The organism is Pantoea sp. X-Soil-OKNW-556, assembly GCF_059730695.1.
On the sequence record NZ_AP035991.1, the window covers coordinates 383,125 to 400,798 of the forward strand.

Sequence of the window (17,674 nt, forward strand, 5' to 3'; positions counted from 1 at the left end):
CGTTACAGGATATGGCTTAACCTTGTGGCAGTGCGCATCAACTGCGCACTGGGACTATGGCCAATCAGGACAAACTGGTATCCCGCATTACGCCACCAGACCAGATTCATCCCGTGGCGTTTTTCTTCGGTCAGCGCGCTGGTTTGCGCCTGCTCCTCGCGTGAAATGCATAACGCCATCGGGCCATAATCGTTGTGATTCCACGCGATTTGAGAAATCAACGCATCGTCATAACGCAGCATCCTGACGCTTTTCAATTCCGCTTCCGGCAAGGTTAACTGCGCCAGCGTCAGATGGATGTCGAGGTCGCGCGCGGTGCGCGCCAGCGAGTGCTGCAACATCTGCGGTGAGTTATCGACATCCGCCAGGGTTTCCGGGCTGTAGAGCGACATATATTGTGCCTCCAGTTCGCGGATAACGGCACTTTCATCCGGTTTTACCCGTGGGCGAGCCAGATAGCCGACACCCGTCCCAACCAGCAGAAACCCGAGCGACGCAGCAATCAAGGCACGACGACTGACCTGCGCAGTGGGCGACCCTGGGATGGGGGGCGTCTGTGCCAGCAAGCCAGCCAACTGCTGCTGCATACGCGGTTCCGGGGCCTGTGCCAGCATTAAACCAAACGCCTCGGCAAACGGTTGATTGCTTTTCATCAGTTCCGCCGTACGGGCGGAGAGTTCAGGATTGCGCTTCAGTTCTTTTTCAAATGCCTGCGCATCATCCGGTCGCATTTCGCCATCGAGCCAGGCCACGATCGCTTCATCAGGATAAGGAAAACTAAATCGGATCGCAGTCACAGCCGTTTCTCCTGGGTCGATGACCGCCCATTAACCGCGTTTGCTAACGTGGCGCGCGCCGCAGCCAGACGGCTCATAATGGTCCCGACGGGCACCGCCAACGTTTCCGCCGCTTCCTGATAAGTAAAACCCTCGACATACACCAGAAACACCGCGTTGCGTTGCGCTTCCGGTAACTGACCGACACGCTGCATCACCTGCACAAACTGCATACGTTCCTCATCATGTTGCTGATGATCCGGCGCTATCAACTCGTCACTGGCGACAAATCCCTGCCCTATGCGCACCCGCCGGGCGCGCAGTTCATTGATCCACACCGAATGCAACACGCTAAACAGCCAGCGGTCGATGCGCGTTCCCGGCGTAAATTGGGCGCTGCGCTCCAGCGCCCGCACGCAGGTGGATTGCACCAGCTCTTCGGCCACGTCGCGGTTCCGCGATAACACCATCGCGTACCGCCACAAACGGACCAAATGCGCCGCAAGCTGCTGACGAACCTCAGAGCTGGTGATTTTTCGCTCCTCCACGCAGCGGAAACATCACGATTCCGGATGCCCTTCAATGGCGGCTTGCAGATCGCGATACTCCTCGCAGCTCACGCCACACAGGGTTTTGATAATGGACAGTTGTTCCTTCGCCAGATCCGGTCGGCCTTTGGTCATCCAGGCTTCCCCCAGATACTCACGCACTTTGGCGTAGTGCGGGTCGAGGGCGATGGAACGTTGATAGTAACTCATCCCTTCGTCGGTACGTCCCAGCTTACGCGTGGCGTAACCACGATAATTCCAGGCCTCTTTGGTGTTGGGATTTTTCAGCGTATCCAGCAGGTTGATTGCCGCCTGATACTCCCCCTTTTTCGCCAGATGGTAAGCGTAATTGGTTTTGTCTTCATCGCTCAGCGAGCTGGTTTTATCCGGTACACAGCTTTTGGATTTGCTGTCCCACACCTGGCCTTTCGGGCAATCTGGCGTTTTGCTTTCGCTGCTATCGTCCCCGGCAGCCAGCGCGGCAGGGAGATGTAGCGCCATCAGCAAAGCAGGCAGGATTAACCAGCGAACCCTGTTGTTCGTTTTCATCATGTATCCTCACGAAATGGCATCGAAGTGACCTTGTCAGAGAGTAAACAGCGCAGCCGCCATTTCTATTCGGAACATTTTTGCTTTTTTTTACTGCTCGCCAAAACAGGTTGCGATATCAGGCTGGTGACTACAGGCAATATGGTGGTTAATTCGCGCCATCATATAGTCAAAAAACGGATTCGAATTGGCGCGCATCAAGGTATCCAGCCCGACGCTCAGCGTATTGCTCTCACCACGTAATGAAATCGCGCCCAGGCTGATGCCAAATTGGTTCTTCTCCGCAGGTTGCAGCCCGTACAACGAATCCGTCAGCGGGAATGGCACCGCCACATGAGACAAGGAGTACATCCCAGGCGGCCAGGCGATATGTAGCAGCTGCACCGTTTCCGTCCGTTGATTGGCCGGCGTGTTGCGCGCCACCGTGTCGGCGGTGGCGGGTGTCGCATTGGTGATCACCGTTGTCGCATAGGGACGCGGTGCAGGCGGTAACAGGTTGCTGACGGCGTTGTTCAAATCGGGGCGTAATAAGGCGCGCAGTTCAGCGGCCTGATTAATATCGAAAATCACCAACTGATTGCCGCGACTTTGCAGATGACGGTACAACGATGCCACCACTGCGCGGGTGCTGACGGTGGAATCCATCACTGACTGGAAGGTTAATACCGGCGCCAGGCTAGCCAGCCCCTGATGGTGTGATTGCAACAAAATTTGTTGTTGTAGCGCCTGCGTCAGCAGCCACGACTGGCGCGCCGCTTTGACCGGAAACGAGTTGTATTTATAGGGGTTAAACTCCGGCATCACATTCAGCCAGGCCGCTTTGGCAAAAGCCGGTAACACCGAAGGCAGGCCCGCCAGGCCAGCAAAACGGGCGAAGGTCGTTACACCAATCATGGGCGACAGCAGTACAATCTGTTGCGGCTGGCGCAGCGCTGGATCGTTGAGCGCATCCAGCGCATACTTCATTGCCAGCGCTCCGCCGTTGGAATATCCCACCAGGTGCAGCGGCACCGCTGTACCGGCACGCCTTGTCGCTTCGCGCACCGCCAGTCGGGTCACCGCCAGCCACTGCTCCCAGTTGACGCGGGTTAACGCGCCCGGTGCCGTGCCATGCCCCGGCAAACGTGGCACCACCGCCACGAATCCTTGTTGACGATAATCTTCTGCCAGATAGCGCATGCTGTAGGGGGAGTCGGTCAGACCGTGCAGCAGAACCACCGCGCCGCGCGGCGTGCTTTGCGGCATCAGAATAAATGAACGATTCCAGTCTGGTTGAAAGCGCGCCGGATAAACCAGGCTTTGTGCGTAGTAGCGATTGAGCGGTGTTTTTTCTGCATCGTCCAGGGTGTTGGTAATGTCGCGTTGCATCTCGGCGAAAATCGCCGCTTCCCGCGCCTGATAATCGGCGAAAGTGGCGTGGTCGATCTCTTTTTCGTTCATCTCATCCGCTGACCAGGTATGCCAGCTTTGAAGCGGTGCACCACGTTCAGACTGATAAATACGCGCAATCAGGAAAATGACGGCGATGATCACAATGCCCGCCAGGATAAGTTTCAGCAACGAGATCAGAGTTGGCCCTGGCCGGTTCAGCCACTGTTGCACGCGCGACATCGCCATATAATTTCCCGTGATTTAAAAACCGATACGTAGCCACGCGAACAGCACATTGCCGTTGTTGTAGGTGCCGGGGATATAGGTAAATTGCACGGTTGCGCGCTTATAACCCGCCGAGAACAGCGGCAGCACAATCGGCAGCGGCACGTAATTCGCAAAGTCGTCACGCGCGGTGATACCCGCCGTCAGACCAAGCCCGAGGCGAAAATCATGCGCATTATCGAGATACCAACCTTTTTCCCACCCGTAACCGACAATCGGCTGCCACATATTATGCGAGTCTTTAAACATCATGGCGTAGAGCGCGCTCCAATTACCCTCGTCATTATAACGGGAGACACCGAAACCACCGCCCCACGGCGTTTCGTTATAGTTATCGGTTTTTTCTTTGTCGTAGGCGAAACGGGCATGCCAGGCGATAAACGGTAGATAGAGATCGTAATTTTGCGGTTGTTCCCAGGTCTGGGAAATATCATTGGTTAACCAGTTCCATCCGTTGCTGAGGGTGCCTTCAGCCTGAACGGGGGCCACAGAGAAAAACAGAACCACATACAAAGCCGCCAGAAAACTTCGCATGGTTTATCCTTAAGAAACATTTAAATAGAGCTTAAAGTCTGGGAAGTTTCTGAAGGATTTGCAAATACAGAAGCAGGAAATATTGTCACTGGTCAGGTTGTGTTAATTTTTTTCCATTAATTCGCGCACCGTCGAGATAAATTGCGGCCAGTGGCGGAAACGAATCGCGGGCATATTGGCATGGCGATGTGATTTGAGCGACTGAACAAATGCCGCCGCCTGAGCTGCGACTTCATGATTATTATGCATATGATTCCCCTCTGATTGACGCGATATTTTTGCCGTTGTGGCATCGTGTGACCTGATATGAGGGAGAATAAATCTGTCGCGTGGTGAGTAACAGCGGGGGCTTTTGCTGAAAGCATTCAAAATATTTGAAGAGGTGCACCCGGCATAGCGGCGCGATTGCTCGCGCCCCCTGCCGGGTGCGTGCTGTTAATGCACGCGTTTTCTGCGCCACCACCACAACACCAGCACGATCACCACCCCTGCCAGCGCCATACCCGCTCGCGCCATCCACATTAAGGGGGATGCGGCTCCACCCGCCCGCAGGGTTTTCACTCGATCGGCGCTGATCTGCACCTGACTGTGCCCGATATCCTGCATCACATAATTGGTGATATCGGCAATCTGCGCGTCACTGAGCGACGCGGCAAAACCGATCATCCCCTGATCTTTTTCCGGCCAGACACCCTGCAACACCGCCATTGCTACGTTATCTGCCGTTGGCTTATTCAGCACCGGATGATTTTGCAGCGCGGGCAGACCATTTAATCCCTGACCCGCGAGGTTATGACAGGCGGCGCAGTTGCTACGATACAGGACGGCACCACTGCTGAGGCTGGCCTGTGGCGTGTCATCGCCCTGCACCGGCGTCAGGCCCGGTTTCGCCGCGCTCGCCTGGGTTGCCGCCTCTGCCGGCAGCAGATAAGTGGCGATCGCCTGGCGATCTTCCGGCGTCATGCGTGAGAAGCTTTTATCGATCGCTTCCAGCATCGGTCCACCCGCCGTCGCGCCATTGCTGGCATGGCCGGTCGCCAGGTAGTCAGCCAGCATCTCACGCGTCCAGTGCGGTTTGCCCTGCAACGTGGCGGCGGTGATATCCGGCGCGAACCAGGTACCCAGCGAAGCCCCCTGAAGATTTTTTGCCGACTGCTCCGCCATCAGGAAATTACGCGGCGTGTGGCAGGTGCTGCAATGGGTTAACCCCTGTACCAGATAAGCACCACGATTCCACTCGTCCGATTGCGTGGCGTCAGGCTGGAAGGGCTGTTTGTCGAGGAACAGCCAGTTCCACGCCGCCATACTGAAACGCAGATTGAACGGGAATGGCAACGCGGTTTTCTGCGGCTGCTCATCCACCGGCTGCACGCCGTGCATAAAATACGCGTACAACGCCGCCACATCTTCATCGCTCAGTTTCGCATAGGCGGTGTATGGCATCGCCGGATAGAGCTGGCTGCCGTCACCGCGTACCCCCTGACGCAACGCGGCCGCAAACTGCGCTTCGCTGTAATTCCCAATCCCGGCGGTTTTCGACGGCGTGATATTGGTGCTGAAGATAGTGCCCAACGGGCTGGCGATGGCATGCCCGCCGCTAAACGGCGCTTTACCTTCCTCGCTGTGGCAGGCGCCGCAGTCACCGGCAATCGCCAGATATTCGCCACGTTTGATCTGCGCCTGTTGATCGGCAGCCTGAGCCTGAACTGCGACCACAGCCAGCACACCCGCAGCCAGCCATGCTTTCCATTGCTTAGCCATGTTGCGTCTCCTGCAAAATTTTATCGGCGGTGCGCAGCGCCAGCGCCATCGCAGTCAGTGTCACGTTACAGGTGCCGACCGTGGGCATTACGCCGGTGCCAACCATAAACAGGTTGTGATGATCATGCGCGCGTCCCCAGGCATCGGTGACGCTGGTCGCCGGATCGATCCCCATCGACAGCGTGCCGGTGATATGTTGACGGTTGGAAAATTTGCCGCTTTTGCTGTGTTTGATGTTGGTCGCCCCCAGCTTTGCCGCGATGGCGTCATAGCACGCGCGGGTTTTTTCTGTCCCCTTCAACTCATAATCGCTGACATTCCAGTACAGCGCCGGTGTCGGCAAGCCAAGCGCATCTTTGTTGCTGCTCAACGTGACACGGTTTTCTGGATCGGGAAGCTGCTCCATCGCATTTTTGATACTCAGGCGACGCGCCGCGCGAAAACGGATCTCCTCCTGCAATTTCTTACCGAAGAAGCCTTCCGCCAGCACTTCTTTGGTCACTGCCGCGACCTGGGAGGCGTTGGAGATATCGATACGGAATGGCGCATGTTCGCGACGGAAATCGCCATCGCGATACTGACCGATGGAGCACGGGCTGACCGGCCCACGGCCAGGCCAGATTTCTTCATCCACATCAAAGGTGACACCAATGGCCGGGTGATCACACAGGTTGCGCCCCACGTTATCGCGCGCGTTAGCAATTCCCTGTGGAAACCTGTCGCTGGCCGACATCAGCAGCAGCTTTGGCGTTTCAATGGCGTTGGCTGCCAGCACGAAAGTTTCTGCGGTTACGCGATGGCTGACCTTATTCCAGTCGTAGTAGTTGGCGGCGACAATCTTGCCCTGTGCATCATGCTCCAGTTGATACACCACCGCTTCGGTGATCACCTGCACGCCGCTGTCCTGTGCCTGTTGTGCCGCCAGACCGCCGTGATACTGCGCATCAATCGGGCACACGGGCATACAGTTGTTATTACCGCAGCAGGCGGGACGGCCATCATAGCTGTGGCTGTTACGCCCGGTGCTGTCATCCAGTACGGTAAAATCCGGTGCCAGCCGCGCAGTGACGCGCTGTTGCAGCCAGGAGGCCGGTACGCGTTCCATCGGGTAAGGTTTGCTGCGCGGAGAGCCGTTATCGGGTGATCCACCCACTCCGGCAATGACTTCCGCTTCATAGTAGTAAGGTTCCAGCTCGTCATAACCAAACGGCCAGTCCTTACCCACGCCATATTGCGTTTGCTGACGGAAATCGTTGGGAACAAAGCGCCATAACTGCGCTGCCCAGTGCCAACTGGTCCCGCCAAACATACGGATGTACTGAGCGGCAAACGGGTGCGGCCCCAGTTGATGCAGGTAATCATTCGGTTCCGGCGTGTAACGCGGCTGCGGTGCCAGCTCGGAAAACGGATATGGCGACATAAAATCGGATTTGAACGCCGAGGCGCGAAAACGCGCCACCAGCTCGTCACGACCCACTTTCGGACCCGATTCCAGCAACAGGACCGATTTACCCGCTTTTGCCAGTCGGGTTGCCAGCAGTGATCCATTGACGCCCGCGCCAATCACCACCACATCGGCAGAATTTTTATTATTCATTAACGACATTGCTCTTAAAAATCAGGGCTGTTGCGCCCAGCTGCCACATTTGCCATACGAGAAACTCGGTGGCACCAGTTTGTCATTCACCAGTTGGTTGGCGAGCGTATTTACGTAAGTGACGTACAGCGCATGTTTGCCTTTGCCGACCACGCCGTTGTACCAACCAGCGAGAATCACTTGCGCCAGTTTCTCGCTGGCCGCATCACTGGCGGCAAAGGTCAGTTGCTCCTGTTGCAGCAGCTCCGGCTGGCTTTGCAGCAAGGCTTTAAGCTGCGTCAGTCCGGCCATGAAATTCTGTTGGGTTTGATTCAGGGCAATCAGCAACGCATGAGCAACGGCGCTGTTGAGGTTCTCCTGCTGCGTCAGCCATTGAGAAACCTGAATAAAATCCGCCTGCGCGGATGCATTGGCCAGCGATTGCGCGGCATTGAGACGCGGGAGCGGCAACAGATGACCTGCGGCGCTGGTGATGACCACCAGGCCGGCCATCTTCAGCACACGACGGCGTGAGTAGAGCTTCATACTATTTTCCAGTGGTAAGGGGTTAACGTTTACGACGCCATAACAGCCAAATCAGCACGATGATCGCGGCCAGCACAGCGCCAGCAACCCCGAACTGTGCCAGCAGTACCAGCGGCGACGAAGGACCGCCAGCGCGGATTTCAGCCACCTGCTCAGGTGACACCGTCACGCCTTGATTGCCGTAGCGATGCAGAATCCAGTTCGACAAGGTGGCGACTTGTTGATCATTCAGGTGGTTAAGTGCGTTCGGTTGTGCACCAAAGGGCGGCATAAACACGTTGCCCTGCGCGGTATCACGCTCGACACCGAACAGAATAGTCGCAATAAGATTAGAAGAATTACGCTCTGCCGTGGCGCTGTTATGGAACAGGCTGGGATAGAAACCATCTTTGGTACCCTGCCCACTGCTGCCGTGGCAGGAGGCGCAGTTACCCGAGAAAAGCCGTGCTCCCTCATCACTGACCGGTTGCGTAAAAGCCTGCCCCCGGAAGGCGACAAGGTTGTTGCCGGGGGTTCCCTGGGTGAATCGCGCAGGGCCGGAAGCGAAGGCGGTATGATCCGGCACGCTCTGCATATACTCGGCGATCGCCGTCAGATCGGCATCCGACAGATGCTGGAAGCTGTGGGTAATGGCTTCCGCCATGCTACCCGCCGCCTGCGCCTTGCCAGCCAGACGACCTGTTCGCAGGTATGTCACCAATTCTTGCTGCGACCACTGGCCAATGCCACTGACCGGATTAGCGGTAATGTTCGGTGCATACCACGAACCCACCTGTGCACCGGTAAAGGCATCAGCGGTTTTCTCCTGCATCAGGAAACCACGCGGGGTATGGCAGGTGCTACAGTGCGCCGCCCCTTCCACCAGGTAACGCCCCCGGTTCCAGCTGGCGGTTTGTGCGGCGTCCGGCTGATAACCTGGCGCTTTCAGGAACAACGCATTCCAGAACATCATGGAAAACCGCAGGTTCAGCGGGAACGGCAGATGCGTCTGTGCCGTGGGGTGATCGACCGCCTGCACGCCCGACATAAAATACGCATACAGCGCATGAATATCGTCGTCAGTCAGCGTGGCATACGCGGTGTAAGGCATCGCCGGATAGAGATGTGCACCGTCAGCGCGGATGCCTTTACGCAGCGCATCGGCAAACTGTTGCTCGCTGTAATCGCCGATCCCGTCAGTTTTCGACGGCGTGATATTGGTGGCGATGATAGCGCCAACCGGCGAAGCAATGGCCTTGCCCCCGGCAAAAGGCTGTGTACTTGATGCGGTATGGCAGGCGGTACAGTCGGCAGCCACCGCCAGATATTCACCTTTCTTGATCAGCGCATCATCACTGGCGGCATGGGCTGCGCCACAGCCGAGTGCCAGCATCAACGCCAGCGCATTGAGTTTGAACTTCAGCATCATCACGCCTCCTGTGCCTGTTTGACGATGGCATCAGCGGCCCTGAACGCCAGCGCCACCATAGTCAGGGTGCTGTTGCCGCAGGCGGTGCTCGCCATTGCCCCGCCGCCCGGCAGGAACAGGTTGTGGTGATCGTGTGCACGACAGACGTTATCCACCACCGAATTGGCCGGGTCGTTGCCCATAATGGTGCCGCCCATGATGTGTTTGCTCTGGTTGAACTGTTTGGAAAACTTCTTATCGATAGCGCCCATCGCCTCCGCGATACGGTCGGCAATCGGCTTTGAGTAGTCGTTATAGGAACGACGGACGTAGTCACCAACGTCGTAATGAATTGCCGGTTTCGGCAAGCCGAGCCAGTCCTTTTTGTCGGAAAGCGTCAGACGGTTGTTGGCATCCGGCAGGATCTCATGCGCCAGCACAATGTCGGCGGTGCAGGCGGTCATGCGGCGGATCTCTTCATCCAGCGCTTTGCCCACCAGCCCTTTCTGTAACGCGCCAAAGGTGACAAAACGGTTGCGGGCAAAGTTGTTGAAGCGGAAATAGGCTCCGGCGTGCTCGGAACGGAAATCGCCCTGCGAGGTTTCCATAATGCCGCTGTTCACTACCGGCCCCACGCCCGCCCAGTAAGGTTCGTCCAGCGTCACCGTCATGGTGATTTGCGGGTGATCCATCATGTTGCGTCCGACCTGATCCGAACTGTTGGCAATACCGTGCGGGTTGCGGGCATCTGCCGACATCAGCAGCAGTTTGGGCGTCTCCAGCCCGTTACAGGCGATGATAAACAGCTTGCCGCTGACGCGATGGGTTTGCTTGTGCTGGTCATAGTAATGCACCGCTTCGATGTGGTTTTTTGCGTTGGTTTCAATGCGCCACACCACGGCGTTCGAGAGAATGGTTGCGCCTTTGGCTTCCAGCCGCGACAACGCGGTGGCGCCATCATATTTGGCCCCAACCGGACACACCGGCACGCAGTTATTATTGGCGCAGCAGGCTGGACGATCATCGTATGAGGTGCCGCTGTTACGTGCCTGCGCCGTCGGGATGTTATGCAGGCCCAGCTTCTCACGCACCACGTCAGTAAAACGCGCTTCGCCTGGTCCAAACGGCAGCGCTGGCATCGGATAGGGTTTTGAGCGCTGTGGCGGCCATTGCAGCGCCGGATCGTCCGGGCCACAGATCCCCAGTTTGTACTCGGCGCGCACGTAGTAAGGTTCGAGCGTGTCGTAGTCGAAGGCCCAGTCGCGGCCCACGCCATAACGACTGTGTAGCTGCATATCCGCAGGCGTAAGACGCCAGCAGGTACCCGCCCAATGCCAGGTTGAACCACCGGCATAACGCACATAACTTTGCGCATAGGAATCATTACCGCTGAGTTGCAGATAGCCTTTGCCTGCACCCGCCGGTTCCGGGTGCGGCGCCCATTCGCGCGAGGGATAACACTCTATTGGGTTACCTTTGGCTGCCAGCGGCAGATTACGGTAGTTCTCCACGATCTCGGCACGCGAGACGCGCGGACCGGCTTCCAGCATCAGGACCGGAATACCGGCGTCCAGCAGTTGCTCTGCGATCACCACACCGACCACGCCGGTACCGACGATCACCACAGGTGACTGATTTGGGGCTGCCATAATTGTCTTCTTATCAGATTCAGAATTGCGGTACGGGAAGGACCGGGGTGTTAGCACGCTGCCAGTTGTTGGGACCACTGATGCCGTAAGACGGAATGGTGATCACATCCAGCGTGGTATGCCAGGTGAGTGCCTGTTCATAGGCGAAGGTTTTGGCCGATCGCGTGGGGGCAAGGCTGCCGGTGTACCAGCCAAAGATGATTTTGTGGGCCAGATCCTGCAACGCGCCCTGCGGGATTGCCGGGAAGAAATCTTCTACTTTGAAGGCATTGTGCGCACGGGCGATGGTCAGCAATTGCTTGATGTTATCCGGCAGCCCCTGCTCTTCGCTTTCCAGCAGCGCCAGCATGCGTTGCCCCACTGCGTCATCCAGTTGATGGTTTACCAGCAGGCGGGAAATTTGCATAAAAGGAACAAAACTTTTTGACGGCTGCGCCATCGCAAATGACGGCAGCGCGGAGGTGACCAGGCCACCGGCAATGATCACCGCGCCAGAAAGCAGCACTTTCCGGCGTGAGAGTTGGATCTTCCCGACGGAAAGATCGTCTGACTGCAACATGTTGTTTCCCTGACTTTTTCACATTACTCAACACCCCCGCCAGTGCGGAGGCGAAAGACATCATGATTCGCTGTTATTGATTTGCTTCGAATATTAACAATCACACAACGCAACATTAATTAAATGACTCATAATTGCGCTAGTTATTAATATATTAAATGAAAGTTAAACAAATTCCATACGAGATGAACTTTTTGCGTCAGAGATGAGCGGTATTGGTCAGAAAGTGGGCACGTAGCCTAACAAACCGTTGCAGGCGTAGCGGCGCGATTTATCGCGCACTTGTTGTCATGTTGCGACGTAAAGACGCGCGATAAATCGCGCCGCTACGGGACTGGCTGAGGGATAAAAAAGTTGTCAATCAGTTGGCAGGCAACCTGGCTCTTATCCTGTGCCAGACAGAGGTCAACATCTGTGGCAAAGCCTCTTTCAATCAACTCCAGTGCCGATGCGCATTGGCGTAGAGCAGCAAAATCATGCTGCCGCGCAGATTGATACGCCGCCAGCGACATTTCCGCTTCCGGTGAACGACAACGTTCACCCAAGGCCGCAATAATGCCACCCGCCGCGACATAATCTTCAATCGCCGGACGTAAACTGCCATCTGGCCAGCGTTCACCACAGGGGATGAGCAGGATCGAGTGAAAATGCCGACAGGCATTGGCCGTGGCCTGGCAATTGCGCAGCCCGGCGCTAAACACCTTTACCCCCTTCTCTCGTGCCTTGAATGCGACAGTTGAGCCATTGGGCGATGGCAGCACCAGCCTTGAGCCAGAAGGTATTTTTAACAACGATGCGGGAGATAAGGTAAATGTGTGCTCAGAGAAACGACGATCAACACTGGCGGCTTGCGCGCCAATTTCAGCGGCATAGCGTTGAGCAGACTCATCCTTCCACGGCCACGGGGCAATCAAAGCCCCCTGATCATTCGCCAGGCTAACACAAGTGGAGAACGACATGACATCAACGATAATGACGCATTCTGCATGTTGCGCCAGGTATTCAGCAGCAAGGCTTCCCCATTCAAGGCGAATATCGAAGTTTTGCTGAGAGAAATAGTGTTGCGGCATTACCTTTACCCTCCGTCAATGAACGCCATCATAATTTTTTTCTTATTCAGAAACCAAATGTCGTGTTTCATATAAAAATCAGTTTTTTTTAATAATTATTTTTTTGTACATGTTCAAAATGAATCATTTAGGATCAAGAGTTCGAAACATAACTATGCTTAATTCTGTAAATACCCTCAGCACCTCTGCCTCTCACACACCGCAAGATGCTGCTACTTCAGGCTTACCGGTTACCGCACTTCATAATACCTCTATTCGCCCTTCGACCTCTGGCACCACAAACAATGTTAACGGTTCGAAAAGAGGTGAGATGTTACACCGACTGTTGAAATATAGTTCCAGTGATATTCAGGAAATCATTAAATGTCTGAAAGCGTGGTTTGCTGAAAGCCCCGAACAACCAGGCAATGTTTTGTTGCTAATTATTGATATCTTTGTCAGCAGAGGTTCGAATCATCTTTCTCATTTTGAAGCCTTGCTTTTCTCTCTCGACAAAGAAAAACCGGAAACGGGATCGTTATCTTTTTATCTGAAGCCTGCCATAGAGGCGGTTTTTGAACAGTTACACCCCAAATACAAACAAGGGTTATTATCCACCTTTATTAAAGACAAAAACACCCTGGAGAGAACACGTTACCCGCAGATCATAGCCTTTATGGATAACCATGAAGAACACCTTAGACGGATTTTTAACGCACGCAACGAAAAATCGCTGGCACTGGAACTCATAGGGCAACAATTATTTCCCTCCTGTCAACACTGGGGGATTCAAACTGGAATATTTAATTACAAGGCCGGATTGCCGATTGAAACCTATTACCTGACAGGTGAAAGACACCGATGTTTTGAAGCCACATTATTTGATATAAAAAAGTCTATATCACATGAAGATCTCGGTTCGATCGTTACCCCTTTTCAGACTTTGTACGCAGACGACGAGAGAATAACTGTCGCCGGACTGAACCTCCCCGACAACAACGGAATATCACGCACCGTTATCATTACGCTGATGGAAACAGATGGACTTACCACACTGCGAGAATGGTGTGAAAAAGAGAACAACCGGATTAAGCGCGGCTTCCCTTCAGCCGTTGTTACCTATGTCAATAAAAAGAATATTTTTATCAAAATCCTGGCAGCAGTCGCTGAATTTCGTCAGAAACTTCGCCTCACACCTGAATTAAAAACAGAATCATATGGTTATCTTAATCTTGATAATATCATGTTAAGGACATGCGACCTTAACATCCATCTAAATCCCACACCAATAATCTGGCAGTTACTTCAGCGTCTAAAATTGACAGTAAATAATGATGTGGCAGTTAGCCATCTTAGTTCAATCGGCATGTTGAGTATAACGTGCCTTTCCCCTGAGCTCAGGAGAGGAAAGTTTACCGCCAGAACTGACGTATATAACATGGGAGTTATATGGGAAAAAATATTTGAGGTAAACATCAATGTCTGTGACTTTCCCTATTGCGAAGAAATAACATCCTGCCTTGATTCCCTCCCCAAACGCCGCCCGGAATTTTCAACAGTTATAAACAGGTTACTATCGCCTTACATTACTGATTTAACCCATTTAGCAACGCAGGTTACCGATAAAAAAGACCATGACATCTTGTATAGCTATGCCGCCCAGCAATACAGGAACCCTGGCGCGCCAGATTTGAACCTCGCAGACATGCTTGATGCAACGGCGATGTACTTAGCCAATGCCAGTCACAAGAATTTTTGCACCGACATGATGAAAACCTGGCCGCAATCTTGTGTTCCAATGCAGGACATTAATCAGATTCAAATCAATAGTAAGAATATGAATGCCAGGCATATTGCACATTTCCCCCGTGATAGTTTTGCGTCAGGAGGGTTCCGTTTTATGAATTGTAATTTGGCGGGTGCCATTGGCAACGTGGTGACAACATTGACTGATTGCAGCATCAGTTACCCGAACACCAGGCATTCTGCTGAAATATCCGGTTTTTTTTCAGATTTTCAGATGCAGAACCTACAGCTTGACGGCTCATCAACTCAGCCAATCAGAGTCGCCCCTGCGCTTTTCAAGCATGTCAATGCCAGTAAAAACACCTGGCGCGGCGTCGATTTTATTCTTCCTACTAATGATGTTATGTCAGATGTTTCCTTTAATCATTCCAACCTGGACTCTGTGCTTTTTTCCTCGTTACCCGCAGAGATTGTCAGAAAAAATAATTTCGGCATGATTGATAGTTCTTTACGCAACATGCGAAAATCCATGATGAATATTGAATTCAATCATATTACATCTGATCATCTGGTCTTCGCTGACATTGAATTTAAGAAAACCTTTTTTTATAAACCAAAATTTCAAGATTTTATCGCCATTCGTTGTGATTTTTCTGACGCCTATTTTGATGATGATTACGAGGCGGGCGATATAAAACTTAATAAGCAACAGTTTAACAATTGGGAGAGAATGTATAGTCGACAAGAGGGTGCGCAAGGAGATATCCCTGCGATGTTTGACAGTATTAATAATATTAAAGTTAAAAAAGATTTTGCTCAGCAAATGGTCCAGGCACTCATTGAACATTTTTTCGTCAATGGCAGAACCATTATCCCGTCGCCTGTGGCAAATGGGTTACTTCAGCATCTGACCCAACCAGACTATCAGGATGTCGAATGCATTCGTAATTTCTGCGATAATCTCATCTCAGTTATGTTGCATCCGTTGAGAGATCGTTTATTGTCAGATTACCCAGATCATTTCAGGTCTGTCTGTGCTGATTACCTGATGAAGCTTTCTGCAAAAAGCAATCATCGCCTTAAATATCAATTTCTGGCTTATCAATTGTATAAGCAGCATCCTGAACTCAAACAAAAATTCAGCATCGAAATACCACAGATACAGGCAGCAAGAGAATATATTTCTGGTACGCTTGGCATTGATGAACCGGATGATTTTCATTGGGTTTTCATCCATCCCCGCTGGCGTTCAGAAACCGGGGTGAATGGCTTTTATTTGTCGTCTGATGCTGTGCATTCATTGCAACATCATGACGCGTTTGATTACAGCCACATCATTCCGATTGGTGTTGATGAAGAGATGCGCGTTTTGTATCTTCCGGCAGAAAAAAGCCTCAATGATAGTATTTGTGCAAGATTTCCGTTTATGATTCGGCATTTTAAACTTGATAAGGAAACATATCATATTCTCGACGCACTCCTGAATATTGATAATCTTCCCATGACAGTAACGGAAACACTCACCAGCTCAGATATTCTCCGCCTTACAGTTATACATTCACATATCAACGCCCTGGTTCACCATAAACCAACAACAAAAATGGAACTTACGGCATTGGCGGATGAAATCCTGTTAAAAAAAGCATTACACTTATATTTTGATGTTGACGATAAAGATAACTCCCGTTTAAGGCGAGATACGCTTCTGGCAACTGCCTGTCAGCATCCAGCATTAAACATCGCGGGTGATAGATTGAGTGTTACCCAACAAAAGGCCATTTTATCCCTGAGTATCGCTGACTTCTTAATAAAACTCGCTTCAAACTATTATTGTGGTTCTGAATATTTATCACCTACCCCTTTCCGTGCGCTGGCTCATGCTTTTCTTGGCGATCTGCGTCATTTATGGCCTGAGTTGGTAGCCTCATTTGGCCTGGCACAATATAGGGAAGACGATCAATTAAAAACCAGAGGACGTGTTGAAGACTGGCAGGAGCGTCTTTTACCCACCAATAAAACCACTTTTCCTTGTGCAGCAATGGTTAGCAGTGATGTTTCAGCAGCAATGAATGCCAGCGGGTTGGTCGATAATGTGATCTGGCGAAGAATTTCCCCGCTTTAGCATTTTGCAAAAGAGGGAGGCACTCAAGCCTCCCTTGGTAGATTTACTTCAGCGCAATCCGCGCCACGCTGTCTTTGCCCTGCGTGGAGTTGTCTTTATTAAACGCCTGCTTCAGAGAGACATACAACGTTTGACCATCAGCCGAAACCAGCAAACTGTTCGGGTTGGTATCGAATGACCAGCTGTTTTTCACTGCGTAGCTGGTGGCATCCAGTTGTAGTACTTTCTTCGACTCACGCTGAGAAATATAGATCTCATTGCGTTTGGCGTTGAATTTGATACCCAGCGCATCGCCCGGAATACGTTTGATCACTTTGCCGCTGTGTTCGTCGAATACCAGGGTGGTTTTGCCTTTGGAATCGTCGGTGACGAACAGACGACCGGTGGCCGGATCTTCGGCCATATTCAGGAACAGATATTCCTTGCCATCACCCGCTGTCCAGCGCTGCTCGATTTTATGCGTACGCGGATTAATCACCACAATCTCACCTGCGCCATTGGCAGCATAAACACGATCGGTCAGCGGCGAGTAAATGATCCCCGTTACCCACTTACCGGCATTCTTGATAGTGGTTTTCAGTTTGAAGGTTTTGGTATCCACCACCGAGATAAAGCCCGGATCCGCCACGCGGCCTACGTACAATTCATTGCCATGCAGCAACATTTCACGCGCGCCCGGCACATCACCCTCTTTATCCTTCTTGCCACCCAGCATCAGGCGCTCCAGCACCTTACCGCTTTGTGCATCCACTTTAGACACCCCGCCATCGAGCGAATTGGTGGTGTAGAACACGCGGCCTTCGCCCTCAATGGCCATACCGAAGTTCTTCAGATCAGTGTGGGTTTCACCCTGGGTCGCCAGGGTCACTGGATCGAGACGATAGATCATCCCGCCGTTCACGTCTTTAAAGCCCTGAGCGCTGGCGACATACAGCGCATTCACTGCTGGAGAATACGCCAGTTCATACAGACCGTCGCCCAGTACACGCTGAGTCAGTCGCGTATCCACGGGCTTCACTGCGGCGGCAGGCACTTCTGCTTTTTTGGCCGGAGCCTGGCATGCCGTCAGACTTAAGGCGGCGATGACTGCGGCGGCAATGGCGGCCTGACGCGGACTGAAAAACGATTTCATTCTGAACTCCATCAATGGATAAACGGATTCCGGCAGGCGGTAGCCATAACGGAAGGATCGTAGAAAGAATGAGAATCATACGTA

15 protein-coding genes are annotated in these 17,674 nt (G+C 52.9%); 1 reads left to right on the plus strand and 14 read right to left on the minus strand.

What is annotated here, in order from left to right:
* Nucleotides 1-2: 2 nt before the first annotated feature.
* The 13 genes from AC6I8T_RS22450 to AC6I8T_RS22510 form a co-directional block, all read right to left on the minus strand.
* Complete coding sequence (locus AC6I8T_RS22450) at nucleotides 3-797, minus strand: anti-sigma factor family protein (RefSeq protein ID WP_497834430.1); 795 nt, start codon at nucleotides 795-797, stop codon at nucleotides 3-5.
* Nucleotides 794-1,324, minus strand: coding sequence for a sigma-70 family RNA polymerase sigma factor (locus AC6I8T_RS22455; RefSeq protein WP_208725666.1), 531 nt, complete (start codon nucleotides 1,322-1,324; stop codon nucleotides 794-796). The genes AC6I8T_RS22450 and AC6I8T_RS22455 overlap by 4 nt, the downstream gene beginning before the upstream one ends.
* A gap of 12 nt (nucleotides 1,325-1,336) precedes the next feature.
* Nucleotides 1,337-1,873: a tetratricopeptide repeat protein gene (locus tag AC6I8T_RS22460; protein ID WP_208726594.1), complete on the minus strand. Its 537-nt coding sequence runs from the start codon at nucleotides 1,871-1,873 to the stop codon at nucleotides 1,337-1,339.
* A 90-nt stretch (nucleotides 1,874-1,963) separates the two neighbouring features.
* Nucleotides 1,964-3,490: an alpha/beta hydrolase gene (locus tag AC6I8T_RS22465; RefSeq protein ID WP_497834431.1), complete on the minus strand. Its 1,527-nt coding sequence runs from the start codon at nucleotides 3,488-3,490 to the stop codon at nucleotides 1,964-1,966.
* A gap of 15 nt (nucleotides 3,491-3,505) precedes the next feature.
* Nucleotides 3,506-4,063, minus strand: coding sequence for a lipid IV(A) palmitoyltransferase PagP (gene pagP, locus AC6I8T_RS22470; RefSeq protein WP_208725668.1), 558 nt, complete (start codon nucleotides 4,061-4,063; stop codon nucleotides 3,506-3,508).
* Between the two features lie 102 nt (nucleotides 4,064-4,165).
* Nucleotides 4,166-4,312, minus strand: a complete 147-nt coding sequence (locus AC6I8T_RS22475; protein ID WP_208725671.1) for a hypothetical protein — start codon at nucleotides 4,310-4,312, stop codon at nucleotides 4,166-4,168.
* 186 nt (nucleotides 4,313-4,498) lie between these two features.
* Nucleotides 4,499-5,824: a cytochrome c gene (locus tag AC6I8T_RS22480; RefSeq protein ID WP_497834432.1), complete on the minus strand. Its 1,326-nt coding sequence runs from the start codon at nucleotides 5,822-5,824 to the stop codon at nucleotides 4,499-4,501.
* Nucleotides 5,817-7,421 (minus strand): GMC family oxidoreductase, encoded by a 1,605-nt coding sequence (locus tag AC6I8T_RS22485; RefSeq protein ID WP_497834433.1) that lies wholly within the window; start codon nucleotides 7,419-7,421, stop codon nucleotides 5,817-5,819. The genes AC6I8T_RS22480 and AC6I8T_RS22485 overlap by 8 nt, the downstream gene beginning before the upstream one ends.
* A gap of 21 nt (nucleotides 7,422-7,442) precedes the next feature.
* The gene (locus AC6I8T_RS22490; RefSeq protein WP_208725679.1) at nucleotides 7,443-7,946 is read right to left on the minus strand and encodes a sugar dehydrogenase complex small subunit; all 504 of its coding nucleotides are present in this window, start codon (nucleotides 7,944-7,946) and stop codon (nucleotides 7,443-7,445) included.
* Nucleotides 7,947-7,968: 22 nt separating this feature from the next.
* Complete coding sequence (locus tag AC6I8T_RS22495) at nucleotides 7,969-9,354, minus strand: c-type cytochrome (protein WP_208725681.1); 1,386 nt, start codon at nucleotides 9,352-9,354, stop codon at nucleotides 7,969-7,971.
* On the minus strand, nucleotides 9,354-10,982 hold the full coding sequence (locus AC6I8T_RS22500; protein ID WP_497834434.1) for a GMC family oxidoreductase: 1,629 nt from the start codon (nucleotides 10,980-10,982) through the stop codon (nucleotides 9,354-9,356). The genes AC6I8T_RS22495 and AC6I8T_RS22500 overlap by 1 nt, the downstream gene beginning before the upstream one ends.
* A 19-nt stretch (nucleotides 10,983-11,001) precedes the next feature.
* Nucleotides 11,002-11,541 (minus strand): sugar dehydrogenase complex small subunit, encoded by a 540-nt coding sequence (locus tag AC6I8T_RS22505; RefSeq protein WP_208725685.1) that lies wholly within the window; start codon nucleotides 11,539-11,541, stop codon nucleotides 11,002-11,004.
* 326 nt (nucleotides 11,542-11,867) lie between these two features.
* Nucleotides 11,868-12,611 carry a 2-phosphosulfolactate phosphatase gene (locus AC6I8T_RS22510; RefSeq protein WP_497834435.1) on the minus strand — a complete coding sequence of 248 codons (744 nt, stop codon included), beginning with the start codon at nucleotides 12,609-12,611 and terminating at the stop codon, nucleotides 11,868-11,870.
* 154 nt (nucleotides 12,612-12,765) lie between these two features.
* Here AC6I8T_RS22510 and AC6I8T_RS22515 point away from each other — a divergent pair, with 154 nt between their 5' ends.
* Entirely contained in the window at nucleotides 12,766-16,458 is a 3,693-nt protein-coding gene (locus tag AC6I8T_RS22515; protein ID WP_497834436.1) for a hypothetical protein, read from the plus strand.
* Between the two features lie 43 nt (nucleotides 16,459-16,501).
* On the opposite strand, the gene AC6I8T_RS22520 is transcribed toward AC6I8T_RS22515, so the two are convergent.
* A complete protein-coding gene (locus tag AC6I8T_RS22520; protein ID WP_208725691.1) occupies nucleotides 16,502-17,590 on the minus strand; it encodes a YncE family protein in 1,089 nt (362 codons plus the stop codon).
* Nucleotides 17,591-17,674 lie beyond the last annotated feature (84 nt).

Coding starts and splice junctions, on each gene's coding strand:
- AC6I8T_RS22460 (WP_208726594.1), bottom strand. CDS start 1,873: ATGAAAACGAACAACAGGGTTCGCTGGTTAATCCTGCCTGCTTTGCTG.
- AC6I8T_RS22465 (WP_497834431.1), bottom strand. CDS start 3,490: ATGGCGATGTCGCGCGTGCAACAGTGGCTGAACCGGCCAGGGCCAACT.
- pagP (WP_208725668.1), bottom strand. CDS start 4,063: ATGCGAAGTTTTCTGGCGGCTTTGTATGTGGTTCTGTTTTTCTCTGTG.
- AC6I8T_RS22475 (WP_208725671.1), bottom strand. CDS start 4,312: ATGCATAATAATCATGAAGTCGCAGCTCAGGCGGCGGCATTTGTTCAG.
- AC6I8T_RS22480 (WP_497834432.1), bottom strand. CDS start 5,824: ATGGCTAAGCAATGGAAAGCATGGCTGGCTGCGGGTGTGCTGGCTGTG.
- AC6I8T_RS22485 (WP_497834433.1), bottom strand. CDS start 7,421: ATGAATAATAAAAATTCTGCCGATGTGGTGGTGATTGGCGCGGGCGTC.
- AC6I8T_RS22490 (WP_208725679.1), bottom strand. CDS start 7,946: ATGAAGCTCTACTCACGCCGTCGTGTGCTGAAGATGGCCGGCCTGGTG.
- AC6I8T_RS22495 (WP_208725681.1), bottom strand. CDS start 9,354: ATGATGCTGAAGTTCAAACTCAATGCGCTGGCGTTGATGCTGGCACTC.
- AC6I8T_RS22500 (WP_497834434.1), bottom strand. CDS start 10,982: ATGGCAGCCCCAAATCAGTCACCTGTGGTGATCGTCGGTACCGGCGTG.
- AC6I8T_RS22505 (WP_208725685.1), bottom strand. CDS start 11,541: ATGTTGCAGTCAGACGATCTTTCCGTCGGGAAGATCCAACTCTCACGC.
- AC6I8T_RS22510 (WP_497834435.1), bottom strand. CDS start 12,611: ATGCCGCAACACTATTTCTCTCAGCAAAACTTCGATATTCGCCTTGAA.
- AC6I8T_RS22515 (WP_497834436.1), top strand. CDS start 12,766: ATGCTTAATTCTGTAAATACCCTCAGCACCTCTGCCTCTCACACACCG.
- AC6I8T_RS22520 (WP_208725691.1), bottom strand. CDS start 17,590: ATGAAATCGTTTTTCAGTCCGCGTCAGGCCGCCATTGCCGCCGCAGTC.